Genomic DNA, 13,571 nt, shown 5'->3' with positions numbered 1-13,571 from the left:
AAAGGTTACTCGCCAGTAAGGGTTTAGGACAGTACCTAATTAGGCGTTAACGACAGCCTTTGCACGTGGCTTTGATAGGTAAGGAACCAAAACCGCGCCTAGGTAGAGCACGTAGACGCCTAGCTGCATCCAAGAGGTGGTTGTATCAAAGCCGATTGTCCCCGATAGCGATGCCCCAAGGATTGAATCCTTAGCGATAAATGAGGTGATGTCCCAGGCAAATGCATCTGGGCCGGGAAGGTAACCCAGCTCTTGGAACTCGTGAACTCCGTATGACAAAACTCCTGCAGCCACGATGATCAATGCAACACCTGAATATGTAAAGAACTTTGAAAGGTTCAACTTAATCGAGCTCTTGTAAATCAAATATCCAAGAGTGATCGAAACAGCGAAACCTAAAATCAATCCCGTTGCTGAACTTGTTGTATCTGCAACTGTTTGAAAGTTTGTGTACACAAATAATGATGTTTCAAGACCTTCGCGAATAACAGCGAAAAACGCTGCTCCAGCAAGGGCTAGGGGACCTGCAGATGCTGCTGCATCAACTTTTCCTTGCAACTCATTGCGAAGGTTGCGAGCTGTGCGCTTCATCCAGAAAACCATCCAGGTAACAAGTGCTACTGCGATGAATGAGGTAACTCCCGCGAATAGTTCTTGTCCGCGATCGCTGAGTGAGACTGATGTGAATGTCAGAAATGCGCCGAGTCCGATGCTGGCGATAACCGCCGAGATAACACCGGTCCACAAAGGCTTTAAATACCCCTTGCGGTTGGTTTTGACGATATAGGCGACCAAAATTCCCACAATGAGTGAAGCCTCGAGGCCCTCACGCAACGCAATTATGAATGTGCTCAACATGAGAGAGAATCTAAGGGGTAATGGGGAATTACGCAACTGTTATGTTGCGTAATTCAGGCCTCTTCGGGGGTGCTTTCGATCACTTCCACGGGGATGGGCTCGGTCTCAAGCAGGGCGGCGGCCAGGGCGGGGGCGACTAGATCGATCTGCCACTGGCGGGCACCTAAGGATTTCAACCCTTGCTCTACCAATGAGACGGAGAGTGAGTCCCGAGATCCTGATGGAGGGTTCCAACAAATACGACGCACATGTTCTGGCGTAATTAAATTTTCAACGGGGATGTTGTTTTCTGTTGATATTAATTCGAGGGCAGCGCGTGCATGTGAAAGCGGCGCATACTTTTCTGGAAACTTATCTCGCCACAATTTTATCGGAGGCAATGTGTCCGCGTTTGTTCGCATCTGTGGCCATTGATCTTCAGGTAACGCTACAGCTGTTGCAACGCTGTCTAGCCAAACCTTTAAATTCTCCATCCAACGTGCGCGAAGCCCCAGCGGGCGAAGTGCTTTTTCAAAATCCTTTTTTGTAACAGGTGCTGCAATAGCAAGTTCAACAATTGCAGAGTCATTAAGCAGTTTTCCAGCAGCGATATCTTGCGCAGAGGCAATCGCATCTCGGGCGACCCACAACGATCTAATGATCGCCAATTGATCGCGCTTTTTAATCTTGTGCATTCCTGAAGTGCGTCGCCAAGGATCAACACGTGGTGGAGCAGGTGGTGCTTTCAAAATCGAAGCAAACTCTTCTACCGCCCAATCAAGTTTTTTGGAATCCTTAAGAATTTCATACATACGATCGCGAAGTTCAACTAAGAGCTCTACATCTAAGGCGGCGTAGGTAAGCCACTCTTGTGGCAAAGGGCGGGCCGACCAATCAGCTGCACTATGTTCCTTTGCAAGCGTTACGCCCATAAGTGACTCTAAAAGTGGCCCTAATCCAACACGTGGTAAACCAGCGATACGCCCTGCTAATTCAGTATCAAAGAGCAGCTGTGGGTTGATTCCGAGCTCTCGCAAGCATGGAAGATCTTGCGTACTTGCGTGCAAAATAACCTCGTCGGTATTGAGAAGGTCATTTAATTGAATAAATAATTGATGTCCAGGTCCAAATGGAATTGGGTCAATCAGGTGCAAGCCACCATCATTTCTTTTAATCTGAATCAAATATGCACGTGCGCTATACCGAAAACCTGATGCTCTTTCAGCATCAACTGCAAAAGGTCCATGACCTGCCGCTAGTTCCTTTAATGCCGATTCAAATGCTGATTCAGTATCAATAACTGGGGGAGTTCCGTTTGCTGGTTGCAACAAAGGTACAGCTGTTATTTCCTCAGTCATGATTAACGTTTGCGCGCAGATGAGATTGCTGAAACACCTTCAGGTACAGGAGCAAGGCCTGCAACATCTGAAATTAAATTGCACCAGCTATCGATATGTTTCATTAGATCGTGCGGCTCTGCAATAAGCGGTGTCCACGATGCTCGGATTTCAATTTCAGCCTCATCATTGCGTGGTGACAATTTTCCAAAAGATGCACTAGAAACTCGAGTCACCGTTCCACTAGGAGCGTTGAAGGCGCATTCATTCTTTTCCAAGGATTCTAGAAACCAGCTCCAACCAACTTCTGGCAGAAGTGGATCTTCCTGCATTATGGGATCAACATCTGCACTTACAAAGGTAACGCAGCGAAATTCGCCTTCCCAGGTGGTTTGTCCGCCGGGTTCGTGAAGTAGAACAAAACGCCCATTGGCGATCTCATCCTCTTCCTCGCCAAATAAACCATTGGAAACATCTGCAGAGAATGCAAAAGCAAAGGTCGCTAACTTTTGAGGAGCAGGAACCTCGGTAAGGGTAATTTCAGATCGAGGTGTGAAGGTGCGGAGATGGTCAATTAATCTCTCAAAAGCATTCGCATCCACCTGCATAGAATAAAGAAGTAACAAAGCATTTCTTGGGAGGCAGGGCGGTAACCTTGGCTAATGGCATCGCTACTGGCACTCCTTTCAAGTGCAATGTGGGGCACCTCTGATTTCTTTGCCGGACGATTAAGTAAGAAGCACCATCCCTTCGCAGTCCTGGGTTTTTCGCAGGTAATCGGATTAATTGTTGGCCTTGCAATCGTTGTAATTTCTGGTGATTGGCACGGCAAGGTTCTTGGCTTTGATGGGTATTTAATAACAGGAGCACTTGCAGGTTTATGCGGTTATATCGGCTTAGCCTGCTTGTACGAAGGGCTCTCAACGGGGCGCATGGGAGTTGTGTCACCGATTAGTTCGATGAGCACCGTTGTTCCACTTGTCTATGCATTAATCAATGGTGATTCATTATCAACCATCACATCTATTGGTGTTGTTGTCGCATTAGTGGGAGTTTTCTGTGCGAGTGGTCCTGAGCTTTCCCAAGGGCTTCCACTGAAACCACTACTTCTGGCATTAGGTGCGGCAGCTGGCTTTGGATTTGCGTTGACATTTATTGCAATGGGATCTCAGAGCAGCGCATTGTTAACTATGGTTTCTATGCGAAGTGCAACCTTCTTTGTCACCATGTCCTTAGCTTTCAAATTTAAGACCACTGGCAAATTTAGTAAAAAGGAAATGCCCGCTCTTATCTTTATTGGTGCAGCAGATTTCTTGGCCAACTTGCTGCTTGGAATAGCATGCACAAAGGGACTGGTTTCGATCGCAATGGTCTTTGGAAGTTTGTATCCAATCGCAACCGCCGTTTTAGCGTTTAAGTTTTTACATGAGAGATTGCATAAAGTTCAGTATGTTGGAATCGCTCTAGCTGTTACAGGTGTTTCGATAATTTCAGCCTTTTAATTACTGGCTGAGTAAAAATGTGTTCCTTCGATTTCGCGGGATTCGCAATGTGCAAAACGAGCTAACAATGCTTTGTAATCTATTTTATCCTCGCCACCAGTTGCAGGCGTGACGCTAAGTTCTAGACGATCAATTTTATTGTTGTCGATCAAATCGTTAATCATCGAAATTCCACCTTCGATTAGGATTTTCTCGCCAAATAATTTACGGGCCTTTTCAACGGCATCGACAGGGGAGCAGTTCCAAAATAACGCCAAGTGATTTCCTTGTACTGGATTAACCAAAGATCGCGAGATAACAACCAAGGGCACTGGCGTGCGGTTATATGGTTCATGACGAGCGGTGTTACCACCGACGATGATGCAATCAACTTCGCGGCGCCGTTGCAGGAATAGTTGGCGATCCTGGGGCGAGCTCACACCGGCTGACCTGGACTCTTTGGAGGTCGAACCATCGCTGCCAACAACCAAGGTTGCAACGATGCTCACCCCATAATTATTGCTTACGGGGGTGTAATTATCAGCAGAATCTGTCAGTGCTCGCCTTTACATTTATGCACATGATCATTGATTGCAATAAGTGCACCATGGCGACGATCGCATGTAATACATGTGTCGTGGCCTTCTTCCTAGAACCTGCGCGAGATATCAGCGATGGAACTGTTTCCGCGTTGACGGTGCTTGCTGACAGTGGATTGACCCCACCGCTGCAGTTTGACGCTCGCGGAGCGTGATTCCCTCGTAATTCACAGCGATTTACAGGGCGATGAGGTTGAGGTGTGGGTATAGGCGCGGTTAGCCTTGCACCCATGTCCTTTCCCGTGCGCATTGTGCTGGCGCTTGCCCTCGTGGCAGGTGTACTTCTGCCGACTCAGGCAGATGCGGCGCAAACCTTGGCGCAGGTTCAGGCAAAGGTTCGCCAGCTTGAAGAGGAGGCGACAACCGCTGCAGAGGGTGCTCAAGAAGCCAAGGTGAAGTTAGCCTCGCTGACAAAAACCTTAAATGGAATTAAGGCAAAGGCTGAAATTCAGGGCCAGACCGTTTCCACCCTGCAACGATCATTGGGTGCGATTGCGATTGAGCAATACAAATCAGGTGGCTTTGGACAAAGTTTCGAACTTCTCTTTTCATCTGATCCAACCTTGTATCTCTCATCTGCTGGCGCTTTGGACGCGATCACCCGCAGAAAGTCGGCGCAACTTCGAAAGTTCGAAGCGGCACAACAAAGACTTAACGCAACGACCCTAACCGTTAATGACAAGGTGGCACTTGTTGCAGCGGCGCAGAAAAAGTTTGCTGCGCAATCTGCAATTGCACAAAAGAAATTAGCAGAAGCTGAAAGCTTGTTATCTAAGTTAACTAAGGCAGAGCGTGAACGTTTAGCAAAGCTTGCGGAGGATCAAGAAAATGCCGATCAGGCATCATCACTTGAGGCGGCAAAGAGCGCCAGCGGTGTTTCCGGTCGTGCAGGAACAGCCTTGAAGTTTGCCTTGAAACAAATTGGTGACCGCTATGTATTCGGATCAGCTGGATTAATAACCTGGGATTGTTCAGGATTGACTATGCGTGCTTACCAAGCAGCGGGTGTGTCACTGCCTCACTCATCTGCTGCACAATCTCGAATGGGTAAGAAGGTTTCACTCAGCGCGCTCAAGCCCGGAGATCTTTTATTCTTTGGCCGACCAGTTTCGCACGTAGGTATTTATCTAGGTGGCGGAAAGATGGTCCATGCTCCACGTTCTGGTTCGCGCGTAAAGGTTGCAAGTAGCGGATCACTCGGTAGCAAGCGATTGGTTGGAGCGCGCCGTTTCTAAGCAGCTTCTATGTGTAACCAATGACTTCGGCCCTCGAGCAGGCGGAATCGAAACCTTTGTCATTGGATTAATAGAACGTCGCCCATTTGGTTCAACCATTGTTTACACATCTGCTCAAGATGCCAGCGCTGAATACGATGCACGATGGTTAAAGGATTTTGGCGTCACTGTTATTCGTGACAAATCAAAGATTTTGCTGCCAACACCACGTGTCGCCCGGGCGCTGCGAAAGTTAATAGAAAAAGAGCGGATTGAAGTAGCTGCATTTGGTGCTGCTGCACCACTTGGCCTGTTGTCGGCGTCGATGAAAAAAGCTGGTGTTAAACGAACAGTGGCACTTACTCATGGCCATGAAGTGTGGTGGGCGAAGGTATTTCCATTCAATCTTTTAATGCGCCGTATTGGTTCAACCGTTGATTCTTTAACCTACCTTGGAGAATTCACACGTAACGCAATCTCTGCAGCACTTTCTAAAGAGGCTGCACATGCAATGGTCAAAATCGCACCTGGAATTGATGTGGATCATTTCAAGCCAGTTGATGCCGCCTCGCTTCGAGCTGAACTGGGATTAACTAACAAGAAAGTAATTGTTTCAGTCGGTCGTTTAGTGCATCGAAAAGGACAAGATCACTTAATTGAATCAATGCCTGCAATTTTAAAGGTGCAGCCCGATGCCCATCTTTTATTGGTAGGCAAAGGACCTTATTTGGAGCACTTAGCTAAATTAGTAACAAAGAATGGATTGCAGGATTCGGTCTCCTTTATTGGTCGCATTCAATATGCAGAACTGCCTGCATACATCTGTTGCGGAGATATTTTTGCTATGCCATCACGGTCCCGACTAATGGGCCTTGAAGTTGAGGGTCTTGGAATTGTGTATTTAGAGGCAAGTGCCTGCGGCTTACCTGTTATGGCCGGTAAATCTGGGGGAGCACCCGACGCTGTTATTGATGGAACAACTGGTTTAGTTGTCGATGGAACTAACAATGATGAGATTGCTCAAGCTGCGATTGCCTTGTTATCTGATCCATCGAAGGCACAGCAGATGGGCGTTGCGGGCCGACAGTGGATTACTGATGAATGGCGCTGGGAGATTTGGGCTCAGAAATTTGAGTCGCTGCTAAGTAAGTAGTCCTGTATCTCGCGCGACCTTTAACGCTGTGACCCTGTTGTTTGCAGATAATTTTTGAAGTATTGACGATACATGTGTCTTTACAGTTGAAAGACTTATGTGCAACTGCGCCGAGATTTGAAGGTTGCTAAATCCCTTGTCCATAAGCGCCAGCACATCAAACTCACGTGCAGTAAGTGCAAACTCATATGTTGAGGCTTTCACCTTGCTGCTAAAGGAATGCGGACTACTAATTGCAAATTGGATTGCTGCAATTAACTCTTCGATTGGCGCAGATTTAACAATATAAGCATTTGCTCCACTTGAACGTGCAGCCCTTACATATTCAGGTGAATCATTCAGGGACAGAACAACTATTGGCAAAGAGTTGTTGATCTTTCGTATCCACTGAATTAACTCAAAGCCTGAGCCATCAGGAAGGTTGATATCTACAACGACTATTTGAGGGTTCAGTGCCGCAATAGCCGAACGAGCTTCAGAAATCGTGGGTAACGTGGCAACAACCTCGAAACCGTTTTGTTCGCAGGCAAGTTTTAAGCCATGTCTTACTACCGCGTGATCATCAACAATGAGAAGCCGTTTCATCACCTATCCAATGGGATTTGAAACTTTATTGTCGTCCCTTCTTCACTGGATTCAATCTGGATCTCCCCATTGAGTTTTTCTGTTCGCTCCTGTATCCCAGCTAAACCGAATGATCCAGGTTCTATCTGTGCGCCGCCAACCCCGTTATCGCTCACCTGAACAGCAAGCAGAGTTGCCTGGGAATGCTCTTGAACATTACGAAGTATTTCGAGAAAAATCCGTTGTAACTCATATGTCAGATCGGTATCAGCTGGTGATTCTAGTAATTCGCTATCGCTTCTTAGGGAGTGAATCTCATTACGTACTTTGACTATAAGTTCAGTAATCGCAAAACGTAAGGATCTCAAAGAACTTTTAGTATCTGCAGAATCGGTCGTAGAGATAAGCGCATCAATGGAAAAGCCCAGGGCAACTAAGTCCTGGGCTATTCCATCATGTAACTCTTGTGCGAGGGCTACTCGCTCATTGTTCATTTTGTAAACAATGCGTCGATCTCTTTTGCAAACTCCTTCGCAACTACGTGGCGCTTAACTGAAAGCTTGGCAGTTAGGTGGCCGCCTGCAATTGTGAAATCATTTGGCAAGATTGTGAACTTACGAATTGATTCAGCCTTACTTACCGCCTTATTTGCATCATCTACTGCGGTTTGAACAACTGCAATAAGGTCAGGATCGTTAACAAGATCATTCATCGACGCCCCATCCTTCTTGTTGTTTGTCACCCACGCTTTAAGCGCATCTGGATCAATTGTTACTAGAGCTGCAATGAATGGCTGGTTATCTCCAACAACCATGCACTGGCTTACTAGAGGATGAGCGCGCAAACGATCTTCAAGCACAGCTGGTGCAACATTCTTTCCACCAGCGGTAACAATCAGCTCCTTCTTACGTCCAACGATGTACAAGAAACCTTCATCATCTAACTTTCCAAGGTCACCAGTCTTAAACCAGCGATCTCCATCAAATACTTCGCTATTGGCAGCATCATTTTGCCAGTAACCCTGCATCACGATTGGACCGCGGATCAGAACTTCGCCATCTTCAGCAATCTTTACCGATGTACCTGGAATTGGTCGACCAACGGAACCAACGCGATGTGCTCCATACAAGTTAAGAGTTGCACCCGCTGTAGTTTCAGTTAATCCATATCCTTCAAGAATTGTTACACCAGCACCACGATAGAAGTGACCGAGACGAACTCCGAGTGGTGCACCACCAGAAATTGCCGCCTCAACCTGTCCACCCATACCTGCGCGGATCTTGCTGTAAACCAATTTGTCGAAAAGGGCGTGCTTAATCTTCAAAATAGGAGACATACCCTTTCTATCAAGGGCTTCAGAGTATGCAATTGCAACATCGGCCGCCTTCTTGAAAATCTTTCCTTTACCAGCGGCTTCAGCGCGAGCCTCTGCACCGTTGTAAATCTTTTCAAAAATACGCGGAACAGCTAAAACAAATGTCGGCTTAAATGATGCAAGATCCATTGGCAGACGTCCAGCGGGATCGCTGCAATGTGCCATATGTAAACCTGCAGCGATTGACCCGATTTCAACCATGCGACCAAATACGTGAGCAACTGGAAGGAACAACAGGGTTGAGCCACCAGGCTTTAGGAAGAGTTCACTTGCGCCTTGAACTACATTTCCACATTCAGCAAGGAAGTTCGCATGTGTTAGTTGAACTCCCTTTGGCTTTCCGGTTGTACCTGATGTGTAAATCAAAGTTGCAAGCGATGATGGCACAAGCGCATTTCGGCGGCGATCGATCTCATCATCACCAATGTGCTTTCCAGCTTCACGCAAAATTGCCAGAACATCATCTGTCATCGTCCATACGTGGCGTGTGTGTGATGGCAAAACAGTCTGCACGAGATCGCGTAGTGCTGGTGTCTCGACAATGATTCCCACTGAATGTGAATCGTTTAGAATCCAATCGATCTGTTCTGCAGATGAGGTGTCATAAATTGGAACAACAACTGCACCAGCAAACCAGGTAGCAAAATCAAGAATGGTCCATTCGTATCGAGTGCGAGCCATAATTGCTACGCGGTCACCGATTTGAACACCTGCGGCGATCAATCCTTTTGCGGTAGCTCGGATCTCTTCATCGACTTCACGAGCGGTTACCGGTTGCCATCCCTCGCCCAAAGGACGAGACATAGTGATGCGCTCTGGTTCAAACCATGCGCGTTCTGCAATCAGATTTGTGAGGTTTCCAGCTGTTGCAGCCGGTACGAGAGGTGGGACTGAGATTTCATTCATGGGCGAACGCTAGCGTGAGCGCGGTTCAAAGCGGAAGAGGGTAGCCTTGCGCCATGGCCGAATTCAGCAAATCCACGATCACTATTGATGCACCAATCGCCGACGTTCAGAAGGCGCTCTTTGAACTGGATAAGTACCCAGAGTGGTCTTCCCAGATCAAATCTTCTGAAGCGCTTTCCCATGATGACCAGGGACGCATTACCAAGGTAAAGATGAGCATCGATGCAGGCATGATGAAGGATCGCCTGACGCTAGATTACGACTGGAGCAAGGCTCCAGCCTCAATCTCATTCTCACTAGATGAAGCCGATCTTTTAACGGGCATGGATGGTGTGTACACAATTAAAGCTATCGACGAGGACACGACTGAAGTTACTTATGAACTCGAGGTAGCTCTATCAATGCCGGTTCCAGCGATGATGCGTCAGAAGGCTGAGAAGTCAACGATTGATGCTGCACTAACACAATTGAAATCTGCCCTCGAGGGATAATTTCTTAATGTCCTACACAATCGGAATCGATGTCGGTGGAACAAAGGTTCTGGGCGGCGTAGTTGATGAAACTGGAAAGATTGTTGCAACCGCTCGCAAGGACACTCCGCGACAAGGTGGCGCTGCATTAACTCAAACTATTGCAGATACTGCAAAAGAGTTGATGGCCCAATACGAAGTTTCTTCTGTTGGAGTTTCAGCGGCAGGTTTTGTTTCCTCTGATCGTAAAACAATGTTGGCAACACCAAACATCGCCGATTGGAATGGCGTTGATTTAGATTCTGAGTTAACTAAGTTAATTGGTTTACCAGTTGTAATTGAAAATGATGCCAATGCAGCAGCATGGGGTGAAGCAAAGTTTGGTGCAGGTCGCAATCAAGATCACATGATGATGTTGACCGTTGGAACCGGCATTGGTGGCGGAATTGTTGTGAATGGAAATTTGTACCGCGGAGCCTTTGGTATTGCAGCAGAGTTTGGACATTTGCGAGTTGTACCTGAAGGACATCTCTGTGGATGTGGCGCACGTGGATGTTTTGAACAATATGCATCAGGTAATGCTCTTTTGCGTCACGCCCGCGAAGCTATTAGCGCAAGCCCTGAAATCGCCCGCAATCTTTTATCTCGTGGTGATGGCACAGTTGCCGGCTTAACAGGCAAAGCGATCACTGATGCTGCTCGCGAAGGTGACCCAGTTGCACTGGCAGCATTTAATACAACAGGTCAATGGCTAGGTGCAGGTATTGCTTCGCTTTCAGTATTACTCGATCCTGCATGTGTAGTAATTGGCGGGGGAGTAATTGATGCCGGAGAGATCTTGCTCAAGCCAACACGTGAAGCGCTAGAGCGCACCATGCCCTTTGCAGGAAAGCATCCGTACCCAACCTTGATCGCAGCAGAGTTAGGAAATGAAGCAGGCCTGGTTGGCGTTGCTGATTTAGCTCGCGCTTAAAGTTCGAAAGGGTATTTCAACCCAATCTGAGAACGTACCTGATCAAGTGTTTTCATAATATCGACAGTGTCTTGCCAATTAAGTATCTGACTTTGCTGTTGATCCGAAGTAACCAGTTGCTTAAACACTTCAGCTTGTTCGCGAAGTCCGTGACCTACATAGGAGCTTGGGTATTCAGTGGTTGTTCCATCATTTAATACAACACGCATGCTTGCTGGATTGTAAAAAGTACGATCAATTTCAAGCCAGCCATTTAATCCTGCAACTATTGCGCGACATGGTGTCTGCTCAATCATCGTTGTATTCAAAACCGCTTGTGCGCCATCGTCGTAATCAAAGATCATCGAAGTTTGCGCATCTACTCCCTTGTCAGTCAACACAGCGCTAGAAGTTATCTTTGAAGGATTTCCTAAAATCATATGTGCAAAAGAAACGGGATAAATTCCAAGATCCAACAAGGCTCCGCCGGCAAGGGAAGGTTCGACCAACCGAGGAATATTTTGATCTGCAAGGCGTTGTCCATGATCTGCCTGAATCGTGTGAATCTTTCCTAGAACTCCGCTCGCAATAATCTCGCGAACCTGTGCGTAATGAGGCAAGAAGCGCGCCCACATCGCTTCCATCAAAGCAACACCGTTCTTGTGTGCTGCATCAACCATCTGTTGTGCTTCGACGGCATTGACTGCAAAAGGTTTTTCGCACAGAACAGGTTTTCCTGCATTGAGCGCAAGAATTACATTCTCTTTGTGGGCAGGATGGGGAGTTGCAACGTAAATTGCATCAACCTGTGGATCTGCAACTAGCTCTTCATAACTTCCGTAAGCGGTTCCGCCAAAGGTGTTTGCAAAGCTCTGTGCATTGCTCAGTGTTCGAGAACCAACAGCAGCGATTGAATGTCCATCGAGCCTCTTTAAATCTTCAGCAAAGGCTTTAGCAATTCCACCCGGACCTAAAATTCCCCAATTAAAGTTACTCATAGCGCTGCTCCATCATCGTCGTGATAGCCACGGTGTAACCAACGGTTAATCGCATTGCGTGCAGATGCGATGAAACCCTTTGGAGTTTGGCGTGGGGGATTAGGTTGGATAAATCCTTCTCGATCGATGCGATCGAGATCATCCAAATATGTGGTGGGAGCAGACTCATCTAGAGACAGGCCCGAGACGATAGATTCGAATTCAGAGCGGATTAGCTCCTCCTCATCGAACTCATCTCGATCTTTTTTCTCGTTGCCCACCCTCAGATAGTGTCATAGTCGTCAATAGCCACTAAATTGGCCCCGTGTTCAACAACCTGCCATACGGAACCTTGCGAGCATTTCTGACTCCATTTCTGATGCTCGCCTTTCGTCCCAAGGTTCGCGGGTTGCGCAACGTTCCAGCTAAGGGACCGGTGATCATCGCTTCAAACCACCTGTCATTTAGCGATTCAATCTTTATGCCCCTAGTTGTTCCTCGCAAAGTAACCTTCTTGGCAAAGAGCGAGTACTTCACATCTCCAGGGCCAAAAGGATTCATCAAGAAGTTGACCTTCATCGCATTGGGTCAGGTACCGGTTGATCGCTCAGGTGGTCGTCGAAGTGAAGCCGCCCTGATCACTGGATTAAAAGTTTTAGCAGATGGTGATTGCATTGGAATTTATCCAGAAGGTACTCGTTCACCTGATGGTCGTTTATACAAAGGTCGCACAGGTATCGCACGTCTTGCAATCGAATCTGGTGCTCCGGTAATTCCTGTTGCGATGTTCAACACCGACAAGATTCAACCAACTGGAAAAGTCATTCCCAATGTAAAGCGTGTAGGGATGAGCTTTGGTACACCTATGTACTTTGAGGGCGATTCAACTGATCTGCAACACCTACGTGATGTCACAGATCAGATCATGAACGCGATTCACGCAATGTCAGGCCAGGAGTACATCGATATCTACGCACCTAAAAAAGCTAAGCTTGGCGAAATCCAAGAAGAGGATTAATCCAAAGCGTTTCGTGCGACTAGGTAGTTACATGTTTGGCATTCAGGGCCTGCATCTGGCAGTTCACCTTCTAGAACTTGAATGAACTCGCCAATAACCTTTAAGAAATTAGCTTGATCGCGTTCAACAGGCACATACTTTTGAAATACCCCAAAGCCATAATCTTCAACAGATGTTCCGATTGCAGTTGTTGGCTTCCACACAAGCAGACCCATTGATGCAACGGTTTGAGACTTACCCGCCGCTGGATTCTCTAGGCTATATGCATACGCCTCAAGTTGTGGTGAGTAAAACTGACCACTGTCGCGCTGACTATCTGAAACCTTGCAATCTATTAATCCGATACTTCCATCTTCATTTGTTGAAACAAGGTCGTACTTTCCAAGAATTCTCCAACGAGTTTCAACCCCGTTAACAATTAATGGCTTGCTCTTTACCCATTCGCCCCACTTAGTGACCTTTCCGGGACGAAGTGAAGGATCAATCGTTGGCATATCAGCGCCTTGAAAATGCTCTTCCTGTAACGCCGCCATAGTTCCAACAAGTGGAAAAGCACCAGGCATAGTGACCTTGTACCAATACTTAATCCATAAGCATCGCTTACAGGTTGAAAGTCCAAAGGTTAGGTCTGATGGAGAGATGTTTTCGCGGGCAGGTTTTGCTGGTTTGATCATGAAGCAATTGTGTA

17 protein-coding genes are annotated in these 13,571 nt (G+C 47.1%); 7 read left to right on the top strand and 10 right to left on the bottom strand.

Annotation, left to right across the window (positions count from 1 at the left end; translation table 11 throughout):
* Positions 1 to 39: 39 nt before the first annotated feature.
* From efeU to AC8GFU_RS04295, 3 genes are read right to left on the bottom strand one after another with little or no spacing between them, the layout of a single operon-like run.
* Positions 40 to 858 carry an iron uptake transporter permease EfeU gene (gene efeU / locus AC8GFU_RS04305; RefSeq protein ID WP_506625918.1) on the bottom strand — a complete coding sequence of 273 codons (819 nt, stop codon included), beginning with the start codon at positions 856 to 858 and terminating at the stop codon, positions 40 to 42.
* A 53-nt stretch (positions 859 to 911) separates the two neighbouring features.
* The gene (locus AC8GFU_RS04300) at positions 912 to 2,195 is read right to left on the bottom strand and encodes an HRDC domain-containing protein (protein ID WP_506625917.1); all 1,284 of its coding nucleotides are present in this window, start codon (positions 2,193 to 2,195) and stop codon (positions 912 to 914) included.
* A gap of 2 nt (positions 2,196 to 2,197) precedes the next feature.
* Positions 2,198 to 2,782 carry a DUF3000 domain-containing protein gene (locus AC8GFU_RS04295; protein ID WP_506625916.1) on the bottom strand — a complete coding sequence of 195 codons (585 nt, stop codon included), beginning with the start codon at positions 2,780 to 2,782 and terminating at the stop codon, positions 2,198 to 2,200.
* Positions 2,783 to 2,836: 54 nt separating this feature from the next.
* Between AC8GFU_RS04295 and AC8GFU_RS04290 the strand changes: the two genes are divergently transcribed.
* Entirely contained in the window at positions 2,837 to 3,676 is an 840-nt protein-coding gene (locus AC8GFU_RS04290) for an EamA family transporter (RefSeq protein WP_506625915.1), read from the top strand.
* On the opposite strand, the gene AC8GFU_RS04285 is transcribed toward AC8GFU_RS04290, so the two are convergent.
* Positions 3,673 to 4,164 carry a dihydrofolate reductase family protein gene (locus AC8GFU_RS04285; RefSeq protein WP_506625914.1) on the bottom strand — a complete coding sequence of 164 codons (492 nt, stop codon included), beginning with the start codon at positions 4,162 to 4,164 and terminating at the stop codon, positions 3,673 to 3,675. The two genes, AC8GFU_RS04290 and AC8GFU_RS04285, sit on opposite strands and share 4 nt — an antisense overlap.
* Before the next feature lie 71 nt (positions 4,165 to 4,235).
* On the opposite strand from AC8GFU_RS04285, the gene AC8GFU_RS04280 reads away from it, so the two are divergent.
* From AC8GFU_RS04280 to AC8GFU_RS04270, 3 genes are all read left to right on the top strand, one after another.
* Positions 4,236 to 4,409: a hypothetical protein gene (locus tag AC8GFU_RS04280; protein ID WP_506625913.1), complete on the top strand. Its 174-nt coding sequence runs from the start codon at positions 4,236 to 4,238 to the stop codon at positions 4,407 to 4,409.
* Positions 4,410 to 4,484: 75 nt separating this feature from the next.
* On the top strand, positions 4,485 to 5,489 hold the full coding sequence (locus AC8GFU_RS04275) for a C40 family peptidase (protein ID WP_506625912.1): 1,005 nt from the start codon (positions 4,485 to 4,487) through the stop codon (positions 5,487 to 5,489).
* Entirely contained in the window at positions 5,470 to 6,621 is a 1,152-nt protein-coding gene (locus tag AC8GFU_RS04270; protein WP_506625911.1) for a glycosyltransferase family 4 protein, read from the top strand. The genes AC8GFU_RS04275 and AC8GFU_RS04270 overlap by 20 nt, the downstream gene beginning before the upstream one ends.
* Here AC8GFU_RS04270 and AC8GFU_RS04265 read toward each other — a convergent pair.
* Genes AC8GFU_RS04265 through AC8GFU_RS04255 form a run of 3 tightly spaced genes read right to left on the bottom strand, consistent with a single transcriptional unit; the run spans position 6,610 to position 9,466 of the window.
* Positions 6,610 to 7,206, bottom strand: a complete 597-nt coding sequence (locus AC8GFU_RS04265; protein ID WP_506625910.1) for a response regulator transcription factor — start codon at positions 7,204 to 7,206, stop codon at positions 6,610 to 6,612. The two genes, AC8GFU_RS04270 and AC8GFU_RS04265, sit on opposite strands and share 12 nt — an antisense overlap.
* Complete coding sequence (locus AC8GFU_RS04260; protein ID WP_506625909.1) at positions 7,206 to 7,679, bottom strand: sensor histidine kinase; 474 nt, start codon at positions 7,677 to 7,679, stop codon at positions 7,206 to 7,208. The genes AC8GFU_RS04265 and AC8GFU_RS04260 overlap by 1 nt, the downstream gene beginning before the upstream one ends.
* The gene (locus AC8GFU_RS04255; protein ID WP_506625908.1) at positions 7,676 to 9,466 is read right to left on the bottom strand and encodes an AMP-dependent synthetase/ligase; all 1,791 of its coding nucleotides are present in this window, start codon (positions 9,464 to 9,466) and stop codon (positions 7,676 to 7,678) included. The genes AC8GFU_RS04260 and AC8GFU_RS04255 overlap by 4 nt, the downstream gene beginning before the upstream one ends.
* A 53-nt stretch (positions 9,467 to 9,519) precedes the next feature.
* Here AC8GFU_RS04255 and AC8GFU_RS04250 point away from each other — a divergent pair, with 53 nt between their 5' ends.
* Positions 9,520 to 9,957: an SRPBCC family protein gene (locus AC8GFU_RS04250; RefSeq protein WP_506625907.1), complete on the top strand. Its 438-nt coding sequence runs from the start codon at positions 9,520 to 9,522 to the stop codon at positions 9,955 to 9,957.
* A 7-nt stretch (positions 9,958 to 9,964) separates the two neighbouring features.
* Positions 9,965 to 10,909 carry an ROK family glucokinase gene (locus AC8GFU_RS04245; protein ID WP_506625906.1) on the top strand — a complete coding sequence of 315 codons (945 nt, stop codon included), beginning with the start codon at positions 9,965 to 9,967 and terminating at the stop codon, positions 10,907 to 10,909.
* Here AC8GFU_RS04245 and AC8GFU_RS04240 read toward each other — a convergent pair.
* Complete coding sequence (locus AC8GFU_RS04240) at positions 10,906 to 11,886, bottom strand: Gfo/Idh/MocA family protein (protein WP_506625905.1); 981 nt, start codon at positions 11,884 to 11,886, stop codon at positions 10,906 to 10,908. The genes AC8GFU_RS04245 and AC8GFU_RS04240 overlap by 4 nt on opposite strands.
* A complete protein-coding gene (locus AC8GFU_RS04235) occupies positions 11,883 to 12,146 on the bottom strand; it encodes a hypothetical protein (protein ID WP_506625904.1) in 264 nt (87 codons plus the stop codon). Before AC8GFU_RS04235 ends, AC8GFU_RS04240 begins: the two co-directional genes overlap by 4 nt.
* Before the next feature lie 44 nt (positions 12,147 to 12,190).
* Between AC8GFU_RS04235 and AC8GFU_RS04230 the strand changes: the two genes are divergently transcribed.
* Entirely contained in the window at positions 12,191 to 12,883 is a 693-nt protein-coding gene (locus AC8GFU_RS04230) for a lysophospholipid acyltransferase family protein (protein WP_506625903.1), read from the top strand.
* Here AC8GFU_RS04230 and AC8GFU_RS04225 read toward each other — a convergent pair.
* Entirely contained in the window at positions 12,880 to 13,557 is a 678-nt protein-coding gene (locus AC8GFU_RS04225; RefSeq protein WP_506625902.1) for a PD-(D/E)XK nuclease family protein, read from the bottom strand. The genes AC8GFU_RS04230 and AC8GFU_RS04225 overlap by 4 nt on opposite strands.
* Between the last annotated feature and the right edge of the window lie 14 nt (positions 13,558 to 13,571).

This window comes from Planktophila warneckei (SeqCode) (genome assembly GCF_965234675.1).
Lineage (GTDB): Bacteria > Actinomycetota > Actinomycetes > Nanopelagicales > Nanopelagicaceae > Planktophila > Planktophila warneckei.
This window is presented reverse-complemented; position numbering and strand designations above follow the sequence as displayed.